The sequence below is a fragment of the Spirosoma agri genome (genome assembly GCF_010747415.1).
GTDB lineage: Bacteria > Bacteroidota > Bacteroidia > Cytophagales > Spirosomataceae > Spirosoma > Spirosoma agri.
In genome coordinates, this window is record NZ_JAAGNZ010000001.1 from 2,374,981 (window position 1) to 2,391,045 (window position 16,065).

The window sequence follows — 16,065 nt, forward strand, 5'->3', positions numbered from 1 at the left end:
CGACGTATTGCTGGCGCGAATGAGACGCAACGTATTGCGTCTCTACTTTACCTGATTCATAAATAGTGACAGATCACCTTCAGCGGCTGATTTCAGCAATAAGAATCGCCACACATTGCTGGTAGCAACGTAGCCATCAACTTCCGCGCGGTTGAGCGTAAGGACACTTTGCAGCAACGTGGGCAGATCGGTCAATCCACTTTCGTAGCGCGATTTTGCCTGGTTGTAGGCCTGTCGGGCCGCCCGCAATTGGATGGGTGCCTGCCGGGCCTGTTCCAGCGCGACTTGGTACTGTGTTTCGGCTTCCTGATACTGACGGTTGACGCGCAGCTGCTGTTCATTGAACAACTGCCGGGATCGCTCGACCTGGAAAAGCTCGCTCCGGTAGTCTTGCTTGACGCGTAAAATGTTCGTGAGATTCCAGCGGGCAACGACGCCAACGAGGTAATTGGACACCTGATAACCAAGGCCATTAATCTGGTTCGTCTGAAATACATCGCCCTGATTGGAAAAGCCCGAACCCCGGGCATTTCCAACGCCCACGAAGGAAATGATGGGTAAACTGGTCCGCTGGGTAGCCACACTCCGCGCTGATGCTAGGGCGATCTGGGACTGAAAAAGACGCAGTACCGGATTTTTGGGCGATACCGAATCCGTCAGAGCCGCCGTAGTTGGCAGGGTCGTATAAAAGTGCATACTATCCACCTGCATCGCCTGCTGAAGCTGGCCGGTCAGCTCCGATAGCCGGAGCCGCTGCACCTGCTCCTGCTGTTGGCTTTCCAGAAGCAGAATGCGGGCCCGAACCGCTTCGGCGGTGGCCAGTGAACTATCGACGCCCGCCCGCATTCCCGATCGTACACCCGAATCGACTACCCGCTTGAACGTCTGCGCCCGATCCAGATTACTCAGCTGGATCTGCACTAATTTCTGGTTGATCAGCAGTAGTAAATAAGCGTCGATTGTCCGCACCTGATGCTGGAAGAGCTCATTGTCGTAGTCGACGCGGCTCCGCTGAAGTTCGGCGTCGGCTACGGCCACATTCGCTTTGATGCGGCCGAACGAGATGGCCCGCCACTCGATGGCTGCACTGGCGAAACTACCAAAACTAGCCTGCGAAATATTCGTAGGGCGGACGCCACCAGACGTAGAAATGGCCGTTCCTTCATTGGGAAAAAACGAACCGTTCAGGCTGTTGGTCGTAGCGTAATTGTATTGATCCTGCACGATCAGGCTTGGCAGATACTCCACCCGGCTGGCCTGGAGACGTCGTTGCGCACTGCTAATCTCAGCTTGTTTAGCCTTCAAAAATGGATATTGCCGGGTGCTTTGCTCGACAACCTGGTTTAAGTTCAGCGATTGGGCCTGTGCCTGTACCGTCATGAATCCAGCGCCCAGCCAGAACAGCCAGCCCGTCGTTCGTCGGTATGATGAAGAGGCTGATTGTTGTCGAACAGATTCCAAAAGATTTGGGTAGATCATTGGCGTCAACCTGTCCGACTATGGTCTGGCTCACGGACAGGTGTCTGCAAAACTCGATCTCAATATTGGAAACATTTGGGAAAACGGATGTTTGCCAACAAAATCAAGTGCTTATCACTCATTTTATGATTCAATCGGATGGTCTCTGGCGTTAACTGATGGGCGTAAGCGAACGGGTGGCATCGCTAGTTCTTTAGTAATTCACCAAGTCTAGCATCAAGTTCAGGGACGGATAGATCGCGTCCAATCATCGTTTTCGTCGAATCCAGCAGAACATTGTCTGGCATACGATCAATAGCAAAGGCGCTGATGATTGACGACGAAGGCATCGTATCAAGAACGTGAATCCAGGGAAGGCGAGCCTTGGCCATTGCTGCTTCCCCCGCTGCTTTATCAAACTCAAAGGTGACCGTAATAATCTTCAGACCAAGGGAGTGATACTTTTTGTACAGCTCCCTTAAACCAAGGTGCCGAATCTGGCAGGCGACCAGATAGCTACTATGAAAATCCAGTAAAATGCACTTGCTTTTCACCGTGGATGGCGAAATAGATTCGCCCGATGCCGTTAGTGAAGTAAACGCCGGAGCTTTGTTGCCCAGGCGTTTACGGGCTATTTTTTCCTTGATCGCTTTGTACGAGGGGTACGCTGAAAAGGCAGAAAGAGCGTCGAATAAGACAAGCGATTGCGCGAAAGAAAAGTCGGTTGACGCAAAAAGATACCAGCTGGATGCCAGCGCAGGATTCGCCCGAATTAGGCTGGCCGTCGCGTTATTATCAGCCAGTCGTAGCGAGTCGGCTATCTTCTCGAGCGACAATGCCAATGCCGAATCGCCAGCCATTAAGGCGGTGAACGTATCTGATCTTGAATCAGGCAGGGTGTTTCGACTATTAGCCGTATTGATCTGTTCAGCCCATAATTCGCTGCTGGGAGAGCCGGTAATCAGCCGTTGACCGGTGGCGTCGGGGGAAAAGCCAATGCCTATTTCGGGTGAATCGATGAAGAACTGGACATCATCTTTATGGCCTTCAACCCAGAGATAAGCCGGACTAGGCTCGGGTAAATTGATTGTGAATACCGCACTTCTGCTGAAAATCGTTGTTGTATCAATAATCGGCGATTGACGAAGCGGTTTACTGACAATCATGGCCTGCCGACCTTCCCACGATTTGGGAAACAAACAAGTGATCTTACTGTGAAACTGAGCGGATACGTCAACAGAAAGAAGAAGAAAAAGCGGTACGTATAAGATAGATAAGGCTGTGGAATAGTGCTTTCCCTGTTTCATAAGGCAAATGACGAAGCCGAAATACGATTGATAAAGTACGCACAATTGAGCGATAGAGAGTCGGTAAAGCTGGGATTCGACGAGTTGAAAACGTCCAGAATCTTTCCAGAATTGACCACTACTTTTGCGGTTTACCTAGCCGAACAACGCTATGAAAGTTTTGGTGGTTGAAGACGAAAAAGGTCTGGCCGAGAGTATCACCGATTACATGGTAAAGGAAGGATATATCTGTGAAACGGCGACAACATTTCAGGAGGCTGACGAAAAAATATACCTCTATACTTACGATTGCGTAATTGTGGATTTGACGTTACCAGATGGAAACGGTTTTCAGCTCATTCAAACATTGAAACGACTCGTTGCCACCACGGGAATTATTATTATTTCGGCCCGCAATGCACTGGAAGACAAGCTCAAGGGATTAGAAATAGGCTCCGATGATTACCTGACCAAGCCCTTTCATCTGTCCGAATTAAATGCCCGGGTCAAGTCGCTGTTACGACGCCGTCAGTTTGGGGGCCATACTGAAATTCGGTTCGAGGAAATTGTCGTTGTGCCACACACCCGAAAGGTTTATGTCAACGATCAACTGACAACCTTATCGCGCAAGGAATACGATTTATTGCTGTATTTTCTGTCGAATATTGATGTCGCGTTAACTAAAGCGTCGATTGCCGAACATTTATGGGGTGACAACATCGACTCGGCTGATTCATTTGATATGGTGTATTCGCACATCAAAAATCTGCGCCGTAAATTAATCGAAAAAGGAGCCGCTGATTATGTACAGTCAATCTATGGTATCGGATATAAATTCAGCCAGCCTTGAAACTACTTGTTAAAACCAACCGGATTTATTTAGCGTTTTCGCTGATTATCTACCTGCTCACCGCGCTGGCTTTTTATCATATTGTTCGTCTGCTGATCTATGATGACGTCGAAAGCCGTTTGCAGATTGAGCGCCGTGATTTTGAAACATACGTCCGAATACATAATTCATGGACGAGCAGCCCCTATTTCGTCGAGAATAAAATTGACATCGTTCCCGTAAGCCAGCACACCCGGCAATTGACACAAACGAGGGGCGTATTTACCGATACATTGATTCGTAATCGGTATGATGATGAGTTAATTCCGTTTCGGCAATTAACCTTTTATGTACCCATTCAAGGAACTATTCATCGGGTATCCATTCGTAAATCACTAATTCAGACGTATCGGTTAATTGAAGCCGTCACCTTCACGATGGCTACATTTCTGGGGCTTTTGCTGTTGGGTACCTTCTGGTTTCAAGGGAAATTATCCGGGCGACTTTGGCATCCGTTTTACGAAACCCTGTCGCGAATCCGGCATTTCAATCTGAACAGTGTCACTCCACTACGATTATCCAAACCTGAAATAAATGAATTCAATGAACTTAATGAAGTGCTTCAGAAAATGGCTGATAAAATGCAGCACGATTACCAAAGCCTGAAGGAGTTTACCGAAAATGCGTCGCATGAAATGCAGACTCCATTGGCACTTATCAATGCAAAAGTTGAACAGTTAATTCAGAGCGAACAACTTACCGAAACCCAGACAAACTGGATAGGAACAATTTACGAGGCATCCCGGCGAATCGTGCGATTGAATCAGGGTTTACTATTGCTGGCAAAAATTGAAAATAACCAGTTTCAGGATGCGCAGCTTATCAATCTTACGCAGCTATTCCAGGAGAAATTGCAGGATATGGATGACGTGTTATCGTTTAAAAAGCTTACTGTTCATTATCATCAGCTCACACCGTTTGACGTAAAATTACCGCTCACCTTAGCGGACATATTCGTAACGAACCTGGTGAATAATGCCATCAAACACAATCATTCCGGTGGTTCGATCAAGCTGGATTCCAGCACAGATTATTTGTCGCTCAGCAATACGGGCGGGCACCTCGTATCCGACCCAAACCGTCTTTTCGAGCGGTTTAAAAAAGAAGCGACTGGTACGGATTCGATAGGATTGGGTCTGTCGATTGTCAAGCAGATCTGCGATAGTTATGGGTTGAAGGTGACGTATAAAGAGACGAATGGGCTACATCAATTTTATATCACCAGGCTATTACTGACTGATTCAAATAACTGAATCTGGCGTATAAATTTTACGATGTACCCGTCGTCGTTACTAATTATTTATAAGTAAAAAAATGAATGCTGTCAGAACATAGCTTTTTGTTGATTTATTTATTTCATTCATTAATCAGATAGCATAAATAGACTCTGTATATTCGCGCTTGATTTCGTCCAATACATAGAATAAACAGCTGATTTTCATGAAAACTACACAAATTCGTTTTTTCAACCCACAGGATAATGCCGTAGCAAAAGAAAAAAAGGAAAAAAAATCAACACCAGTTACAGGGTATATATCACCCGCTGGCAAGCTTGTTTTTCCCGCTAAATCTATCTCGCAATTAGGGTTTGATCCGGAAAATGCCAAGTTCAGAATTGGTACTCAGGAAGGAAAACGGAAAATCAAATCACTTTTTGTTATTCCGGTTACTGGTGAGCAGGAAGGGACATTTGAATTGGAAAAAGCTGCTAAAAGCTATAGCATCTCCATGCCCGTCATTTTGCAGAAAAGCGGAATCGATTATACAAAAGCGAAATACGTTTTTACCGTTAAACCATTTGATTACGAAGAAGGAACAGAAGGTTATGAACTAGCCCTGACCGATCAGTCGCCGAAAGCAACCTATACAGGAAAACCACGTGGTCGCAAGCCACAAGCCAAATCGACTGAAGAATAAATTCTGATTCATCATTTGCTCGTCGTTATAAATACTCCACCGTAAACATGCAGTTATGGGGAGTATTTATAATCAAGTTATATAGCTAGCTTATACTGACTAAAGATTGCAGGATTTTAACAAAAATATAGTCGTTTAGTTGTCAACTAATTCAATACGTAACTATCATAGTTTCATTACATAAGGTAAGAAAATAAGCAGAAGGTTGGTAATCACTGTACGGCTGGTTGATAGGGGAGAAACGGCTGCCCATTACAAAACTTCTTTTGCTGGCTTATATACATACTACTGGCAATTGTCATTGATAGCGACTTAATATATTATTGAGCATTTTTCAGTGACAACTGTCTAATTGGCAAGCAAACTCCCTCATTGGATTGTATACTTACAACTCTCCATTTGCCTTTCATAACGTATTGTTTTTTCTGCCCGGTAAGGTGTGTTTATACTATACGGTGCGAAACGTTTCCTTCTCAAGCACTGGATATCAATTGCTGAAAAATGGTGTAAATTGAGGCTGTAAAAGGGACGAAACGTTGATTTTTTTGTTATTCATTTATGACTCGAAATGATCTTGATGATCTTATTGCTCAGGGTGAAAATACGCGACTAGAATTTAAACGTTCTCTTTCATCGGCTTATCGTATCGCCCGGACGTTGGCTGCTTTCGCGAACACATCAGGTGGTGTTATCCTCATTGGGATAGCCGACAGTGGCAAAATTGTCGGTGTGCCATCCGAATCACGGGAAATCTACAAACTGGAAGATGCGACCGATAAGCTTGTCGATCCGGCCCTAACCATTAGTTACGAAGTACTAACCCCCGATGGGCGGACCGTATTGGTTGTTCGGGTCAATGAGAGCGAGGAGAAACCCCATTACGTAATTGATGAAGCGGGTAAACGCACTATATATGTTCGGGCAAAAGACAAATCGATGCCAACGAACAAACTTATTATTACCAAGGAAACGGCCAATGTGCATGAGTTGCTCAAATCACCCACGACGCGTACACTGATTCAGCATCTTCGTAAAAATGAGTACGTTACCGCTGAGAAATTTGCCAAACTGATCAATATTTCTGAGTATAGGGCGGGTAAATTACTGCGTGAACTGACTGGTCAGGGCTTGCTGCTAATGATTGACAAACCTCGTCCGGTACGGTATGCACTGAAGCTTGCGGAATAATCATGTCGTATCTTTGCGGGTATGATAACGTCGGAGCAACTGAGCACAAAGGAAACGATTACTGCTTTTTTTATTGATCTACAGGACCGCATTTGTCAGTCCCTGGAAGGCGCGGATGAGGTCGGAACATTTCGCGAAGACGCCTGGGAACGGCCCGGTGGCGGTGGAGGGCGTTCGCGTACATTGACCAATGGCGCCGTTATTGAGAAGGGGGGCGTTGGCTTTTCGGCCGTTCATGGTGAAGCGACAGAATCCACGTTACGTTCATTGAACCTGACCGAGCCGGCTGAATTCTATGCGACCGGCGTTTCAATTGTTTTGCACCCGCACAACCCGATGGTGCCGATCATTCACATGAACGTCCGGTATTTTGAGATGAGCAGCGGTCAATGCTGGTTCGGTGGGGGGATCGACCTGACTCCGCATTACGTGGTCGAAGAGGATGCCCGCTGGTTTCACCAAACCCTCAAATCCGTTTGTGACCGTCATGACCCGGCCTATCATGCCAAGTTCAAGCCATGGGCCGACGATTATTTTTACATTCCTCACCGGCAGGAAACGCGTGGTATCGGCGGTATTTTCTTCGATTACCTGAAACCGGCGGATGCGGCTCACAAAGCTGACCTTTTTGCGTTTGTCCAAGATGTGGGCAATACGTTTGCGCCTATATACACCCACTTTATGCACAAGAATCGTGATCTGCCGTTTGGCGAACGCGAGAAGCAGTGGCAATTACTACGTCGGGGGCGGTATGTCGAATTTAATCTGGTCTGGGATCGGGGCACTAAATTTGGTCTTGAAACGAATGGCCGTACGGAGTCCATTCTGATGAGTATGCCACCTCAGGCTAACTGGGCGTATGATTTCCGGCCCGAATCGGGCAGTCGCGAAGAACAAACGTTAACCCAACTTCGAAAAGGTATCGATTGGGTTTAGGTTTACCTGGAACGACCTAAACAGCAGCCTCTATTGTTCGTTGCCTACGTAGGGAACCGAATCAGCCTATGGTTCCCGGTAGCCGGTCAGGAATATAAGTTGACCATATATAACGAGTAGCCCATGAGTCAGCCACCCGGTTTGCAGGAGTTATACGCTAAACCAACCGCCCGTGTACAGGCAGTCGTTCGGCATATCTATACTGTCCGGACGGAAGACGATCAGCCAGTTGAACGGGTACTGTTGCCGAATTTTCAGGCCAGTCTGCTGTTTAATTTTGGTCAGCCGCAAACCATACAGTTTGAGACTGATTCAACAGCGACTTTCCGGTTGAACCGAGTGGCTATACTGGGTCCGATCAAGCAGGCCATCCGGTTTCGGAGTGAAGCGGGCGGGGACATACTGTCCGTCAATTTTTCGTTCGATGGATTTTACCGGTTTTTTGCCATTCCCGTTCAGCAAATCAATGGCCAGCTGCTTCATCCCGATGAGCTATTGATCAGGAAATGTTTTGAGATTTTGTGGGAACAACTGGCCGAAACCGCTGATCCATTAGACAGGATAGCGACGGTCAACGCGTTTGCCGAACCGTATGTAAAGACCAGCGATCAGGCACTCAAGCAGGTAGTGAACTCACTGGCAGTGCACCAATCGCAGCTACACCTGAATCCGGTAAAGCTTATGGCTATGGCGCAGGGCATCTCGGAGCGGGCCGTTCAATTGCGTTTTCAAAAATACGTTGGATTTTCGCCAAAAGAGTACGCTCGGTTTCAGCGGTTTCAGCGTGTCCTGAACGAGCTTCGTACACCCCAATGCACCCAACCCGACTGGTACGACTTTGTCGAGCGAAACGGCTACTACGATCAGAGCCACCTGATCCATGACTTTTCGTATTTCGTTGGGAAGTCGCCAACCCATCTGCGTAGTGAACTGACCAATTCAGGGTTACACTGCGCCCCGTATCCGTTAGCGTGATTGCATACTGCCCTTCGCCAGTTGCGAAAAGTCCCAGGGTTGAGCGGGATCGTAGCGTAATTGCCCGTGCTCAATGGTGAGTGGACTATCGATGTTGTTGTAGTACAATTGCCCCGTACCCAGCCCCTGTGGGATGAGATTTTTGAACTGCGCCGTATACTGCGCAATGGCGTTCAGACCAATGTTCGATTCCAGCGCCGACGTTAGCCACCAGCCAATATTCAAGCGACCCGCCACTTCAATCCATTCATCGCAGTGCCGGATACCACCCAGCAAGGTTGGCTTGAGAATGATGTACTGTGGCTGTATCTTTTTCAGCAACCGAAACTTGTGCACGTATTCCATCTGGCCGATAAGCTCTTCGTCGAGGGCAATCGGAAGTGGGGTGTTGTGGCATAGTTCGGCCATCGCATCGGGCTGTCCGGCGCGGATAGGTTGTTCGATGGAATGCAGTCCGTAGGTGGCCAGTCGTTCCAGCTTTTTCAGCGCTTCGTCGGGTTTGAACGCGCCGTTCGCATCGACGCGCAGGGTGATTTGATCGGCTGTGTAGCGGTCGCGGATCATCGCCAGCAGATCACATTCCTGCTCAAAGTCGATCGCGCCAATCTTTAGCTTGATCGTTGTATACCCGTCACGAAGCTTTTCCTCGATTTGCTGGCGCATGAACTCCGGACTACCCATCCAGACCAACCCATTGATCGGAAGCGCGCGATGCCCGTTCGTAAAATCGGTGTCCAGAAGAACACGGCGGCCACCCGCCAGAAAATCGAGCATGGCCGTTTCAAAGCCAAACAGGATACTCGGAAACTCAGGGTTGATAAGCTGGTTGAGGACAATGGGAACGTTCCAGCTAAAGAGCTGCAAATCCAGGTCGCTAAACTCCTGACAATTCTGCGTCAACTGCTCCTCGAAATCGGGCCGGTCGTCGTAGCTCAGGCCCTTCAGCGGCCCACACTCCCCGTAACCAATAACCGATGGATCTTCATCGTCATATAAACGAAGGATGTATGATGTTTTCTCCGTAAGAACCCCACGCGACGTACCCGCTTCGAAGCGAAAATGAAGGATGTATTTCAGGTAGTCGGCTCTGAGACTCATTGTACCAGACGGTATGGCGGGGGTTCACAATCCTAAAAGTACTACTTTTGGCTGCTCAATAAAGTCAATGTTACGAAATTATTAGCGAAGCAACTGGTGTCTCAGCGATTACTCATCCCCTTTAGTAGACTATACGCAGCAATTACCGACGTTCGTAATTGGTTGTACGATAGGAAATTATATGAAAGTTATGTTGCTGACCCCTGCGTTATAGCGGTTGGAAATTTGACCGTCGGCGGTACGGGAAAAACGCCCATGATTGAATATTTGATTAAACGGCACATAAACGATAGAGCAAATAAACCTGTCGAGACGGCCACACTAAGCCGGGGCTATGGCCGAAAAACAAACGGATTTCGAATCGCCACGGATCACGATACCGCCGAAACGATTGGTGATGAACCGTTGCAGCTTTATCGAAAATTTAAGCATCAGGTCAGGGTCTGCGTGGGCGAACGGCGGGCCGATGCCATCCGGAAACTGCTCGACCTTGAGCCCGGCATCAAACAGATTCTGCTCGACGATGCGTTTCAGCACCGGGCCGTACAACCGCACCTGAATCTATTGCTGACGGATTATACCCGACCGTTCTACGCCGATTACCCCTTTCCGGCGGGGCGGTTGCGTGAACGCCGTCATGGTGCACGGCGGGCCGACGCGATCATTGTAACCAAATGTCCTGACGGATTGAACACGACCGAACAGGCTGCCATCAGAGCGAAAATTCAGCCGTATGCCCGCCCCGACACCCCGATCCTGTTTGCCCGCCTACACTACGGACAACCGATTGCGTTTGCCGATCAGAAACCCGTTGATTGGTTGAGTGAGGTTATTCTCGTTTCGGGTTTGGGCAATGCAAAGCCGCTGGAGGAGTATGTACAACGGACGTTTTCGATAAAGAAAAACCACCGGTTCGCAGATCACTACGCCTACACACGCGCCGACTTCGATCAGCTGATTCGGTCGATCGCTCCCGGTGATGTGCTGCTGACAACCGAAAAAGACTGGGTGAAACTGGATGCGCTGCTCACCGCTGATGAGCGACTTCGGCTGCCGCTGTACTATCTGCCTGTCGAAATGATGTTTTTACCAGACGATAAAGCCAAATTTGCAGCACTAGTAGATAATGTCCTCCTTAAAAATCGTTAATCGACGGTGTTTCGTTCCGGGCATCCGACGGTTTTGGCGTACTTTTGACTTGATGAATCGAAGCGTACTTTTTCTTTTCTTTTTTATAAGCCTGACGACCTTTGTGCAGGCGCAGCAGTTTCCGGGTACAACAACCCAACTGCCGGGCGGATTTGGGCAGACAACGCGTCCGGGCAGCACCACGGGTGGCAATAGCAGCGGTATTGACGATTCGACGAAGGTTATTTACGGGCCGAAGTCCACTCGTTACGTACTGGAAGGTGATATTTTTAACAACCGGAAGAAACTGTATACCATGGATACGACCATGGATGATGTTCACCGGTTTCTGTACGTGCAGCGGACCCAGAATCATTATCAGGATCTGGGCAATCTGGGTACGCCCATCAGGGACGTGTTCGTGCCGGTGCCCCAGCAGCTTGGGGCGCAGACGGGCTACTCGGTTTTCTCGCCCTATGCGTACCAGACCATGCAAGTCAAGTATTTCAATACCAAGTCGCCATTTACGGATATGTATCTGGCCCTCGGTGGACATAACCAGAACATACTTCGGTTCGATTTTGCGCAGAACATAACCCCCCGCTGGAACGTAGGATTCGATGTTCAACGATTTACGTCGCAGAAGCAGTTTGGCACGGGTGGGGCTACCAGCCAGGCTAAACTGCTGGCCCAGAACTGGGGATTTCTTGCCCATACAAACTACCAGTCCAAAAACGAGAAGTACACCCTGTTGATGCATTTCATCAACATGAACCACGTGGTTGCTGAGCAGGGCGGTGTGAAGCCCGGAACTAATCTCGATGGAACGCTGAATCGGTATGCCTACACGGGCGATGCTATGCTGGCGGGGGGGGGCGTATCGACGTTATCGTCGTCCTATCCTGACCCACGCGGCTCAGATATTCGGAATGACTGGCATATATATCACCAATACGTACTGGATCAGGGGTTTCAGGTGTACCACCGGCTCGACTATAACCGACACAAAAACTACTTTCAGGACGATACGCTTTCGTTCAACCGGGCTTTCTACCCGGCCATTATCGGCGATACATCGCGTATCGAGCAGGACGCCCGCTTTCGACTGCTCGAAAATCAGTTTGGCCTGAAGGGAATATACCGACGGGGTGAGTCGGCGTTCAACTATCGGGCCTATATCCGCAGTCGGGTATATGGGCAGTATACGCGGTACAACACCTCTCGTACCAATTACAATGAATATGAAACCCGGCGGGTCGAGACGTTTCTGGGCGGCTGGCTAGGGTATTATTTCCCCGATAGTTTATCGCAGGTAACCGCCGAAGCTGAATACCAGGTTGGGGGTGGGTATCGATTGCAGGGGCAGTTCGAGAGCAAATTCCTGACTGCGGGGTACTCGTCTATTTTTGCGAATCCGACGCTGTTGCAGGAGCGGTTCCAGAGTCATATTTTCTTCTGGCGCAACAATTTCAGTCTGCGCGGCTACAACCATGCCTACGGGAAGCTGAATCTGCGGTATAAAAAATTACTGCTACAACCGGGGCTTGACTATCACCTGCTCAGTAATTACGTTTATTTCGACAGTAATGCCGTAGCTCGTCAGCTCAATGGTTCATTCAGTGTGTTACGAACGGGGCTGGGCTATCAGTTCGAGGTCGGCAAGTTTCTGGCCTCCGGTCAGGCGTACTACACGGTGCAATCGAGGAACGACGTGCTGCGAACACCCCCATTTTTCATGAACGCGCGGTTCCAGTACGAACTGCTCTACGCCAAGGTATTATACATTCAGGTCGGCGTTGATCTGCACTATAAGTCACCCTACTACGCTGATGCTTACATGCCGGTGAGCCAGCAATTTTATATTCAGAACAAGCAGAAAGTTGAGGGATACGTACTAGCCGACCTCTACGCCAATCTGCGGGTAAACCGAACCCGGTTGTTTGTCAAGCTGTCCCACGTCAACCAGGGTGTATTTGAGCCCGGCTATTTCGTAGCTCCCAACTATTTGGCTATGCGCCGAAGTTTTGCCTTTGGTGTCGATTGGTATCTATTTGACTAAGGAAGCGGGTAGTAACGATCATATTTGCTCTTTACGTAGTATCTTTAAGCTTGATTTCCCGAGTACTCTTTCAACTTAATAACCTCAACTTTTTTGCATGGATCCCTTTCAAATTAAAAAGGCCCCGGCACAATTCGACGTAGCTATTGTCGGTTCAGGCGCAGGTGGTGGCATGGCTGCCTACACACTCGCGAAAGCCGGGGCTAAAGTCGTATTGCTGGAAGCCGGTGGATACTTCGACCCTGCTGACCCTAAGTATATTACGCAACTGAAGTGGCCCTATGAGTCGCCCCGTCGTGGCGCCGGAACGACCCGTGCGTTCGGTGATTTTGATGCGGCATGGGGTGGCTGGCAAATTGATGGTGAGCCCTATACGACTGCGAAAGGCACCGAGTTTCACTGGTTCCGGTCGCGGATGCTTGGCGGACGTACCAATCACTGGGGCCGTATTTCGCTCCGGTTTGCGCCGGACGATTTCAGACGGAAGAGTATGACCGGTGTTGGCGAAGACTGGCCGATCGGGTATGATGATCTGAAGCCTTTCTACGACCGCGTAGACCGGCTGATCGGCGTTTTTGGTTCGGTCGAAAACATGGCATCGGAACCCGATGGTATCTTTCTGCCCCCGCCAAAACCCCGTTTACACGAATTGATGATCCGTAAGGGTGCGCGGAGCATCGGTATCCCCGTTATTCCGTCTCGTCTATCGATCCTGACCAAACCGATCAACGATGAGCGGGGTTCCTGCTTCTACTGTAGCCAATGCGGTCGGGCCTGTCAGGCGTATGCCGATTTCTCGTCGTCGTCGGTACTGGTGAAGCCAGCGATGAAAACGGGCAACGTTACCCTGATCAACGGGGCGATGGTGCGCGAAGTGATTACCGATCCGGCAACGGGTCTGGCAACGGGCGTAAGCTACGTGGACACGCTGACACTGGAGGAAAAAACAGTCGTCGCTAAGTCAGTTATCTTGGCTGCCAGTGCCGGTGAAACCGCCCGGTTGCTGCTCAATTCCAAATCGAGCCGGTTTCCGAATGGGCTGGCCAATACAAGTGGCGTTGTTGGGAAATACATCAATGACTCGACCGGTGCGTCTCGGTCGGCGTTTGTACCGGCGTTGATGGACCGCAAGCGCTACAACGAAGATGGCGTTGGCGGGATGCACGTCTTTACGCCGTGGTGGCTGGATAACAAAAAGTTAGATTTCCCACGCGGTTACCACATCGAATACTGGGGCGGTATGGGTATGCCTGCCTACGGATTTGGCTGGGGTGTTGAAGCCATGAATGGCATGCTTCCCGGTCGCGATGGGAAGATGAAGCCAGGTGGTGGCTACGGAGCTGGCCTGAAAGACGACTACCGCCGTTTCTACGGTGCCTACGTCGGTATGGCCGGTCGGGGTGAACCCGTTCCTCTTGAGAGCAACTACTGCGAAATCGATCCGAACGTTGTCGATAAATACGGTATTCCGGTACTTCGGTTCAATTACAAGTGGTCGGATTATGAGGTGAAACAGGCTAAACACATGCAGGATACATTCGAAGAAATCATTCATTCGATGGGAGGCATTGCGCTTGGCAACAAACCCGGTCCTGAGAATAGCTACGGTCTGGAAGCACCCGGTAAGATCATCCACGAGGTAGGTACGGCCCGGATGGGTAAAGACCCGAAATCATCGGCGCTGAACGGCTACCAGCAGGCACACGACGTGAAAAACCTGTTTGTGGTGGATGCCGCACCGTTCCCGTCGCAAGGTGACAAGAACGTGACCTGGACCATCTTGGCCAGTTCGATGCGTACCTCGGAATACCTTATTGATCAGGTTAAGAAGAAGAATATTTAACGTTTTCGGTCATGAAACGCAGAGACACCCTTAAAGCCTTTTCCCTTGCCGGCTTCGGTCTGGCAGTTTCGCCTGTGGAGGCCGCCGTGCCATCACCACCCGATGTCAAGCCACTCAAAATTCCGGGTGGACGGCAGAAGTTTGAAGCGGAACGTGATGCAAAACTGAACGCCGAGAAGTTCTTCACGCCCCACGAACTGCAAACGGTTACCGTGCTGTCCGATATTATTATTCCGGCCGATGAGCGGTCGGGTAGTGCCTCGCAGGCGGGTGTGCCAGCCTTCATCGAGTTTATGATGAAGGATCAGCCATCCAACCAGACGCCCATGCGGGGTGGTATTCGCTGGCTGGATAACACCTGCGTGAAACGCTATGGTAAGCAGTTCGTTCTCTGCACAAAGGCGCAGCAGATCGATATTATCGAACAAATCGCGTATCCTAAGCAGGCTAAAGCCGATATGACGCAGGGCGCTTCGTTTTTCTCGATGATGCGCAACCTGACGGCAACGGGCTTTTTTACCAGTAAAATCGGTATCAAGGATATCGGTTATGTCGGTAACGTGCCGAACCAGTGGGACGGTGTACCAGACGACGTGCTGAAACAATACAATCTGGCCTACGAAGAGCGTGAGCTAACGCAGGGCAAATAAGCGCAAACGTCAGTTAAAGGGTTCTCGGTTTGATGGTCATACGCCGTATCTTGGAGATACGGCGTATGACCATCAAACCGAGAACCCTTTTTCGTCAATCCTGATTTTTCGGTTCGATCAAATCCCATTGATTACCGTACAAATCCTCGAAAACGGCTACGGTGCCGTAAGGCTGCTCCACGGGTGGCCGAACGAACACAATGCCCGCCTGTTGCATGGCTGCATGATCGCGCCAGAAATCGTCGGTGTATAAAAACAGGAAAACCCGCCCACCCGTTTGATTCCCCACCCGGCTCCGCTGTTCATCCGTATCGGCTTTAGCCAACAGTAGGCCCGTTTCCGATGAGCCTTTTGGCGCAACCCGAACCCATCGTTTTGTTTCACTCAGGACCGTATCTTCGAGCAGATCGAAGTTGAGTTTATTCGTGTAGAAATCAATGGCCTCGTCATAGTCATTGACGACAAGGCTAAGCTGAGCAATATGTTGTTTCATATGGGTTGACGATCACGTTTTAATCGCTGTTCCAGCCACTGATTCGGGCAAGCACGTGGCCTGTCATCGGCTTTTGTTGTAGCTGATTCGCAAAAAAGGCCGGTTGACTAACCGGCCTGAGACGTATTGACTTGCTTTCGTTTAG

General features: G+C 49.4%; 14 protein-coding genes. 10 read left to right on the forward strand and 4 right to left on the reverse strand.

What is annotated here, in order from left to right; genetic code table 11:
* Nucleotides 1-42: 42 nt before the first annotated feature.
* Together GK091_RS09805 and GK091_RS09810 are read right to left on the reverse strand one after the other, a co-directional pair.
* The gene (locus GK091_RS09805) at nt 43-1,461 is read right to left on the reverse strand and encodes a TolC family protein (protein ID WP_246202187.1); all 1,419 of its coding nucleotides are present in this window, start codon (nt 1,459-1,461) and stop codon (nt 43-45) included.
* A 203-nt stretch (nt 1,462-1,664) separates the two neighbouring features.
* Nucleotides 1,665-2,765 carry a redoxin family protein gene (locus tag GK091_RS09810; protein ID WP_164036826.1) on the reverse strand — a complete coding sequence of 367 codons (1,101 nt, stop codon included), beginning with the start codon at nt 2,763-2,765 and terminating at the stop codon, nt 1,665-1,667.
* A 151-nt stretch (nt 2,766-2,916) separates the two neighbouring features.
* Between GK091_RS09810 and GK091_RS09815 the strand changes: the two genes are divergently transcribed.
* From GK091_RS09815 to GK091_RS09840, 6 genes are all read left to right on the forward strand, one after another.
* On the forward strand, nt 2,917-3,594 hold the full coding sequence (locus GK091_RS09815; RefSeq protein WP_164036829.1) for a response regulator transcription factor: 678 nt from the start codon (nt 2,917-2,919) through the stop codon (nt 3,592-3,594).
* Nucleotides 3,591-4,886 (forward strand): sensor histidine kinase, encoded by a 1,296-nt coding sequence (locus GK091_RS09820; RefSeq protein ID WP_164036831.1) that lies wholly within the window; start codon nt 3,591-3,593, stop codon nt 4,884-4,886. The genes GK091_RS09815 and GK091_RS09820 overlap by 4 nt, the downstream gene beginning before the upstream one ends.
* A gap of 187 nt (nt 4,887-5,073) precedes the next feature.
* Nucleotides 5,074-5,550, forward strand: a complete 477-nt coding sequence (locus GK091_RS09825) for a hypothetical protein (RefSeq protein ID WP_164036833.1) — start codon at nt 5,074-5,076, stop codon at nt 5,548-5,550.
* 558 nt (nt 5,551-6,108) lie between these two features.
* Nucleotides 6,109-6,738 carry an AlbA family DNA-binding domain-containing protein gene (locus tag GK091_RS09830; protein WP_164036834.1) on the forward strand — a complete coding sequence of 210 codons (630 nt, stop codon included), beginning with the start codon at nt 6,109-6,111 and terminating at the stop codon, nt 6,736-6,738.
* A 21-nt stretch (nt 6,739-6,759) separates the two neighbouring features.
* Complete coding sequence (gene hemF, locus GK091_RS09835) at nt 6,760-7,674, forward strand: oxygen-dependent coproporphyrinogen oxidase (protein ID WP_170312638.1); 915 nt, start codon at nt 6,760-6,762, stop codon at nt 7,672-7,674.
* Nucleotides 7,675-7,797: 123 nt separating this feature from the next.
* A complete protein-coding gene (locus GK091_RS09840) occupies nt 7,798-8,649 on the forward strand; it encodes a helix-turn-helix domain-containing protein (RefSeq protein WP_164036836.1) in 852 nt (283 codons plus the stop codon).
* Here the strand turns inward: GK091_RS09840 and GK091_RS09845 are convergent.
* Nucleotides 8,641-9,747 carry an o-succinylbenzoate synthase gene (locus GK091_RS09845; RefSeq protein WP_164036838.1) on the reverse strand — a complete coding sequence of 369 codons (1,107 nt, stop codon included), beginning with the start codon at nt 9,745-9,747 and terminating at the stop codon, nt 8,641-8,643. The two genes, GK091_RS09840 and GK091_RS09845, sit on opposite strands and share 9 nt — an antisense overlap.
* A gap of 96 nt (nt 9,748-9,843) precedes the next feature.
* On the opposite strand from GK091_RS09845, the gene lpxK reads away from it, so the two are divergent.
* The 4 genes from lpxK to GK091_RS09865 all read left to right on the forward strand — a co-directional run bounded on the left by lpxK (nt 9,844) and on the right by GK091_RS09865 (nt 15,427).
* Nucleotides 9,844-10,896 carry a tetraacyldisaccharide 4'-kinase gene (lpxK, locus tag GK091_RS09850; protein WP_317166289.1) on the forward strand — a complete coding sequence of 351 codons (1,053 nt, stop codon included), beginning with the start codon at nt 9,844-9,846 and terminating at the stop codon, nt 10,894-10,896.
* A 52-nt stretch (nt 10,897-10,948) separates the two neighbouring features.
* Nucleotides 10,949-12,934: a putative porin gene (locus tag GK091_RS09855; RefSeq protein WP_164036840.1), complete on the forward strand. Its 1,986-nt coding sequence runs from the start codon at nt 10,949-10,951 to the stop codon at nt 12,932-12,934.
* A 97-nt stretch (nt 12,935-13,031) separates the two neighbouring features.
* A complete protein-coding gene (locus tag GK091_RS09860; RefSeq protein ID WP_164036841.1) occupies nt 13,032-14,777 on the forward strand; it encodes a GMC oxidoreductase in 1,746 nt (581 codons plus the stop codon).
* A gap of 11 nt (nt 14,778-14,788) precedes the next feature.
* Complete coding sequence (locus tag GK091_RS09865; protein ID WP_164036843.1) at nt 14,789-15,427, forward strand: gluconate 2-dehydrogenase subunit 3 family protein; 639 nt, start codon at nt 14,789-14,791, stop codon at nt 15,425-15,427.
* A 94-nt stretch (nt 15,428-15,521) separates the two neighbouring features.
* On the opposite strand, the gene GK091_RS09870 is transcribed toward GK091_RS09865, so the two are convergent.
* Nucleotides 15,522-15,920 (reverse strand): VOC family protein, encoded by a 399-nt coding sequence (locus GK091_RS09870; RefSeq protein WP_164036845.1) that lies wholly within the window; start codon nt 15,918-15,920, stop codon nt 15,522-15,524.
* Between the last annotated feature and the right edge of the window lie 145 nt (nt 15,921-16,065).